Below are 6117 nucleotides of genomic sequence, written 5' to 3' on the forward strand. Positions count from 1 at the left end.
AAAATCGTCGGCAACGATTAGACTTGATTCAACCATTTGAATTATTAAAATTACAGAAAAATTTGATAAAAGATACCCCGGTGTTAATAGTCGACGACGTCTACACAACCGGCACGACTATCAGGCACGCAGCGGCTTTGCTGTACCAAGCCGGAGCGACGGATGTTAAAGGATTGACTTTGGCCCGTTAAAGAAATCCAAACCCAATGATTGTTAAAATGCGAACTTTCAATTATACTAAAGTTGTAGCCAGTAATGAAAGTGATTTCATTAGTGGACCATTAAGCCTTTAATGGTGAAGGGAGAGAACGCTATGCTAATTTTTAACATTCGTGGTGAAAACATTGAGGTAACCCAAGCGATCCGGGATTACGTTGAAAAACGGATCAGCAAGCTGGAGAAGTACTTTGAAAAGGACGTGAAAAATACCGCTCACGTTAATTTGAAGGTTTATCCAGATAAGCAAGCAAAAGTTGAGGTAACCATTCCTTTGCCATACTTAACTTTGAGAGCCGAAGAAATGTCTAACGATTTGTATGCAAGTGTTGATCTGGTAACAGATAAGCTCGAACGTCAAATTCGTAAGTACAAGACCAAGGTTAACCGCAAATCTCGTGAAAAAGGATTCAAGAACCTTGAATTTGCACCAGCCGAAGACGTGAGTGCGGATACAGATGATGAATCCAAATTCCAAGTTGTTCGGACAAAGCAATTAGCTTTGAAGCCAATGGACAACGAGGAAGCCATTCTTCAAATGGACATGTTGGGTCATGACTTCTTCATCTATGAAGATGCAGAAACTTCAGGCATTAACATTGTTTACCGTCGTAATGATGGCCGTTATGGCTTGATTGAGACCGGCGAAGAATAATTATTTACGATACTAGCGGGCATTTAAATGTTTGCGTAAAGTTGGGGATGAATTGCAGGTCGATTCGTTCCCAACTTTTTTGTTTTCGAACCATGAATCACGGCTAAATTGTGCGTCAAACCTTTCATATCCGGGCAAAATGTATTATCATGGTTAAATGCCGCTGATACATTGTTTTTTTGTTTTCATAAGCGACCTAAAATGTTACACTAATTAAGTATGCAGTCAACAAATACTATTATAAATTTGAAAAGTATTTTAATTTAGAAGGGAATTTACTAATGGCTAATGTTTTAAAGAAATGGGTTGAAAGTGATACGCGCGAACTCAAACGACTCAGCAAAATTGCTGACAAAGTCGGTTCGTACGCAGAAGAATACCGCCAACTCAGCGATGAAGAACTACAAGCCAAGACGCCGGCATTAAAGGAACGTTATCAAAAGGGTGAAACCTTGGATGACCTGCTTCCAGAAGCATTTGCCGTTGCCCGTGAAGGCGCAAAACGGGTCTTGGGCCTCTATCCATTCCACGTTCAGATCATGGGTGGAATTGTTCTTCATGAAGGAAATATCGCGGAAATGAAGACTGGTGAAGGTAAGACTTTAACTGCCACGATGCCGGTTTATTTAAATGCACTTGCTGGAAAAGGAGTTCACGTTGTCACGGTTAACGAGTACCTTTCTCAACGTGATGCGACTGAAATGGGTGAGTTGTATAACTGGCTTGGCCTAACGGTCGGGGTTAACACGACCGAAAAAGATGCCGATGAGAAGCGTGAAGCTTACGCTGCCGACATCACTTATTCAACCAACGGCGAAATCGGGTTTGATTATTTGCGTGACAACATGGTTGCCTACAAAGAGCAAATGGTCCAACGGCCACTTAACTTTGCGATCGTCGATGAAGTTGACTCCATCTTAATTGATGAAGCCAGAACACCATTGATCATTTCTGGTCAGTCGAGCGGAACATCCGATCTTTACCAACGAACAGATCGGTTTGCCAAAACCCTTCACGAAGGCGACGACTTTAAGCTTGACCTGGAAACCAAGACCGTTTCATTAACTGATCAAGGAATTGAAAAAGCTGAGAAGTACTTTAACTTAAAGAACCTTTATGATACTGACAACACGGCTTTGACCCACCATTTGGATCAGGCTTTGCGTGCCAACTTTATCATGCTCCGTGATAAGGATTACGTGGTTTCCGATGATGAAGTTAAGATTGTTGACTCATTTACCGGACGAATCATGGAAGGCCGTCGATTCTCAGATGGTCTTCATCAAGCCCTTGAAGCAAAAGAAGGGGTTACGATTAACGAGGAAAGTAAGACAATGGCAACCATTACTTACCAAAACCTCTTCCGGATGTATAAGAAGCTTGCTGGTATGACTGGTACTGCCAAGACTGAAGCAGAAGAATTCCGTGAGATTTATAACATGGAAGTTATTTCTGTTCCAACCAACAAGCCGGTTGTCCGGGTTGATCATCCAGATGTATTGTACCCAACGCTGGAATCAAAATTCGAAGCTGTTGTGAACAAGATTAAAGAACTCCATACCAAGGGCCAACCAATGCTGGTCGGGACTGTTGCGGTTGAAACTTCTGAATACTTGTCACACCGACTTGACGAAGAAAAGATTCCTCACGTTGTTTTGAATGCCAAGAACCATGCCAAGGAAGCTGAAATTGTTGCCAATGCCGGCCAACGTGGTGCCGTAACCATTGCCACCAACATGGCTGGTCGTGGAACGGATATCAAATTAGGACCAGGTGTCGTTGAACTCGGCGGACTTGCCGTTATTGGTACTGAACGTCATGAGTCTCGTCGTATTGATAATCAGCTTCGTGGCCGTTCTGGTCGTCAGGGTGATCCAGGTTTGTCACAATTCTACCTGTCACTTGAAGATGATTTGATGCGTCGATTTGGTTCTGAAAAGATCAAGAACTTCTTGGAGCATCTTAACGTTGAAGGCGAAGACGCCGTTATTCGTTCAAAGATGATTACCAAACAAGTTGAATCGGCTCAAAAGCGGGTTGAAGGAAATAACTACGATTCACGAAAGAACGTTTTGCAATACGATGATGTTATGAGACAACAACGTGAAGTTATTTACGGTGAGCGTCGCGAAGTCATTGATGAACAAAAGGATCTGAAGTGGGTTATTATGCCAATGATTCAACGGACAATTAACCGAATCGTTGACCTTCATACGCAAGGCGAAAAAGAAGATTGGGATCTTCAAACAATTTTGGACTTCGCCATTAGTGCCATGGTCAGCCCCGATCAAATTTCACTCGAAGATTTCCAAGGCAAATCAGCTGATGAAATCAAGAGCATGTTAATGGACTTGGCCAACAACGAGTACAAGGAAAAGCAGGAACAACTTTATGATGCCTCGCAAATGCTTGAATTCGAAAAAGTTGTCATTCTGCGAGTTGTTGATTCCCACTGGACTGATCACATTGATATCATGGATCAATTGCGTCAATCAATCGGTCTTCGTGGTTATGGTCAACAAAACCCACTTGTTGAGTACCAACGAGAAGGTTACAAAATGTTCGAAGAAATGATTGCCGACATCGAATACGACGCAACCCGTCTGTTCATGAAAGCTGAAATTCGTCAAAATATGCAACGTTAATAGTATGACGCAGAAGAATCCGACAATTACGATGATTGTTTGGATTCTTTCTTTGAATCTGGAGAAATAAGAGGGATTAATATGACGTTTGAATTAAGTGAAGCAAAAAATCAAATCGCAGATATGCAAAAAGCCATCGATGGTTTTAGGGGGTCGCTTTGACTTCGATGCGTTGAGTGAAACAATTGCGATCAACGAATCAAAAATGGCGGAACCGGGATTTTGGGACGACCAGGAAGCTGCCCAAAAATTAATTGATGAGACCAATCAATTGAAGTCCAAACGAGATGATTTCATGTCGCTCAAAAATCAATTGGACGATCTCAAAGTTACCTTAGAGTTAATCAGCGAGGATTCCGATTCCGGAATGGAAGGGGAATTTGAAACTAACGAACAGGCGTTGAAGACGCAACTGGACCGCTACCAATTAAATCTGTTATTGAACGGTAAGTACGATCACAACAACGCCATTTTGGAAATCCACCCTGGGGCAGGTGGAACCGAAGCTCAAGATTGGGCATCAATGTTGCTGCGGATGTACACCCGTTGGGGAGAGGCCCACGGCTTTAAAGTCGAAACATTGGACTATCAGGTCGGAGATGTCGCGGGTCTCAACAGTGTTTCAATTTTGATTAGCGGCGAAAACGCCTATGGTTATTTGCGGTCTGAGAAGGGAATTCATCGATTGGTTCGGCTATCGCCCTTTGATTCAGCCGGAAGACGACACACTTCCTTTGCTTCCGTCGATGTGATGCCGGAACTCGATGACGATGTGTCGATTAAGATCAACCCGGACGATTTAAAGATTGACGTTTACCGATCGTCCGGTGCCGGTGGGCAACACGTCAACAAAACTTCTTCAGCGGTTCGGATCACCCATATTCCGACTGGAATTGTGACGGCCAGCCAGGCCCAGCGATCACAGCTTCAAAACCGACAAACAGCAATGAATATGTTGAAATCCAAGTTATATGAACTTGAAGAAGAAAAGAAAGCTGAAGAAAAGGCAAAAATCGAAGGCGAACAAAAAGACATTGGTTGGGGATCACAAATTCGGTCCTACGTTTTTCATCCCTACTCAATGGTCAAAGATCACCGGACAAATTATGAAACCGCTAATGTCGACGGCGTGATGGACGGCGATCTCGATCCCTTTATCACGGCTTATTTGCAATGGCAGTTGAGCAAAACAAATCCGGAATAAGTCCGTCGGGGCTGGAGCAAGACCAATGTTGGTTTGGCATCAGCCCTTTTGATTTGCAATCTCTTAGACGACGATTCCGGGCGGTGTTTCTGCGAAGTTTCTTAAAACACCGTTAAATAAATGATATACTAGCTTTATAATTATTGGTGAGGACAAGACATAATGAAAATTTTAATTGCACTTGGGTTTTATGTGATTCAGCCAGCATTGTGGATCGGGGTTATTCGCAGCTACCTGATTTATCGAAATCGGCTGAAAAAAGAACGCGCGATTTTCAATTCAGCGATTTATGAGGACTTTTATGAGGGGCGGCATTTTGTTCGCAGCTTAATCATTTTTGGTGTCCTGGGATCAATTATTTTGGGCGGTTTTTTAAGCATTTCTCTTCCGTGGTTGATTGTCTATGAAGCGTTGATGACTCTTTTCTTACTAGTCATTCCGTGGTGGCTGTTGCCGGTTACAATTGCAGGAATTGCCAGCGTGGTGACCCTACTTTTACCAACACTGCCTCAACTGGCGCCAATTTTCAAATGGTTTAACCAACTCGGCATTCGGTCATCTTCAGTGAATCCGATTAACCTATTAATTATTTTTGTGGTGGTCATTGGTTTAACCGCCGTCTTCATTCACCTTAATGGTGGAAAATTTGATTCGCCAACACTGGTTCGCAATCAGCGGAACAATAAGATTGCGATATACAAGTTTAATGAGCTCAGTATTTTTCCGTTCCTGCTGTTTGTCCCTGGTGACTGGTTTCACACCAGTTTTCCATTTATGCCGCTATTTCAAATCGGCGATCACGCCTATGCGGTGCTACTGGTTCCCATCTTATTGGGACTGAAATTTTCCGTTCGTCATAGTGTGCCGCGAGAATTGTTTCTTAAAATGAGCAAATCAATGTATCTTTTAGTGGGTGTCGGAGTTGTGCTGGCTGTCGTGAGCTACTTTGTTCCAACAGCTGTTTTGCCGTCGATCATTGTCTTGTGGCTGGGATATTACTTAACCTTGATGCTTGCAAAACGCCGTGATCACCAGCAAAGCTTTGAATACAGCGAGGTGATGAACGGTATCCGGGTGATTGGCATTCAACCCGAGACCCCCGCAGCAAAAATGGATCTCAAGGTTGGCGATGTCATTTTGGAAGTCAACGGGATTAAAGTTGCAAATGATGATGAATTTTACCGTGCCTTGAGTACCAATTCAACCTACTGCCGATTTAAAGTCCTTGACCGGAACGACCAGTTAAAAATGACCGAATCGGCAATCTTTAAGAATTCTCCCCACGAAATTGGGGTCAAAACGTATACGCAACTTAGTAATTAGGAGGCCTACCGTGAAAAAGGTACTTGTAGTTGATGACGAACCGGCAATCGTAACGCTATTGGAATATAACCTTA

At 43.1% G+C, this 6117-nt stretch carries 5 protein-coding genes; all 5 read left to right on the forward strand.

Features of this window, described 5'->3' with window-relative positions; genetic code table 11:
* The coding region (locus tag AB3112_RS07305) for a ComF family protein (protein WP_367334199.1) at positions 1 to 191 on the forward strand (191 nt) is incomplete at its 5' end.
* A 122-nt stretch (positions 192 to 313) separates the two neighbouring features.
* Positions 314 to 871, forward strand: coding sequence for a ribosome-associated translation inhibitor RaiA (gene raiA / locus AB3112_RS07310; RefSeq protein ID WP_057910257.1), 558 nt, complete (start codon positions 314 to 316; stop codon positions 869 to 871).
* Between the two features lie 281 nt (positions 872 to 1152).
* A complete protein-coding gene (secA, locus tag AB3112_RS07315; RefSeq protein ID WP_057910256.1) occupies positions 1153 to 3516 on the forward strand; it encodes a preprotein translocase subunit SecA in 2364 nt (787 codons plus the stop codon).
* An 81-nt stretch (positions 3517 to 3597) separates the two neighbouring features.
* Positions 3598 to 4720, forward strand: a protein-coding gene (gene prfB, locus AB3112_RS07320; protein WP_179136561.1) for a peptide chain release factor 2 whose coding sequence is annotated in 2 segments (ribosomal slippage) — positions 3598 to 3675 and positions 3677 to 4720 — 1122 coding nt in all. Because the reading frame shifts where the segments join, the coding sequence is not laid out codon by codon here.
* A gap of 162 nt (positions 4721 to 4882) precedes the next feature.
* On the forward strand, positions 4883 to 6043 hold the full coding sequence (locus tag AB3112_RS07325; protein WP_084975087.1) for a PDZ domain-containing protein: 1161 nt from the start codon (positions 4883 to 4885) through the stop codon (positions 6041 to 6043).
* The last annotated feature ends 74 nt before the right edge of the window (positions 6044 to 6117 follow it).

The organism is Lentilactobacillus sp. (genome assembly GCF_040773105.1).
Taxonomy (GTDB): Bacteria; Bacillota; Bacilli; order Lactobacillales; family Lactobacillaceae; genus Lentilactobacillus; species Lentilactobacillus parabuchneri.

Excerpts from the sequence above, each read along its gene's own strand:
- raiA (WP_057910257.1), top strand. The coding sequence starts at position 314 with ATGCTAATTTTTAACATTCGTGGTGAAAACATTGAGGTAACCCAAGCG.
- secA (WP_057910256.1), top strand. The coding sequence starts at position 1,153 with ATGGCTAATGTTTTAAAGAAATGGGTTGAAAGTGATACGCGCGAACTC.
- AB3112_RS07325 (WP_084975087.1), top strand. The coding sequence starts at position 4,883 with ATGAAAATTTTAATTGCACTTGGGTTTTATGTGATTCAGCCAGCATTG.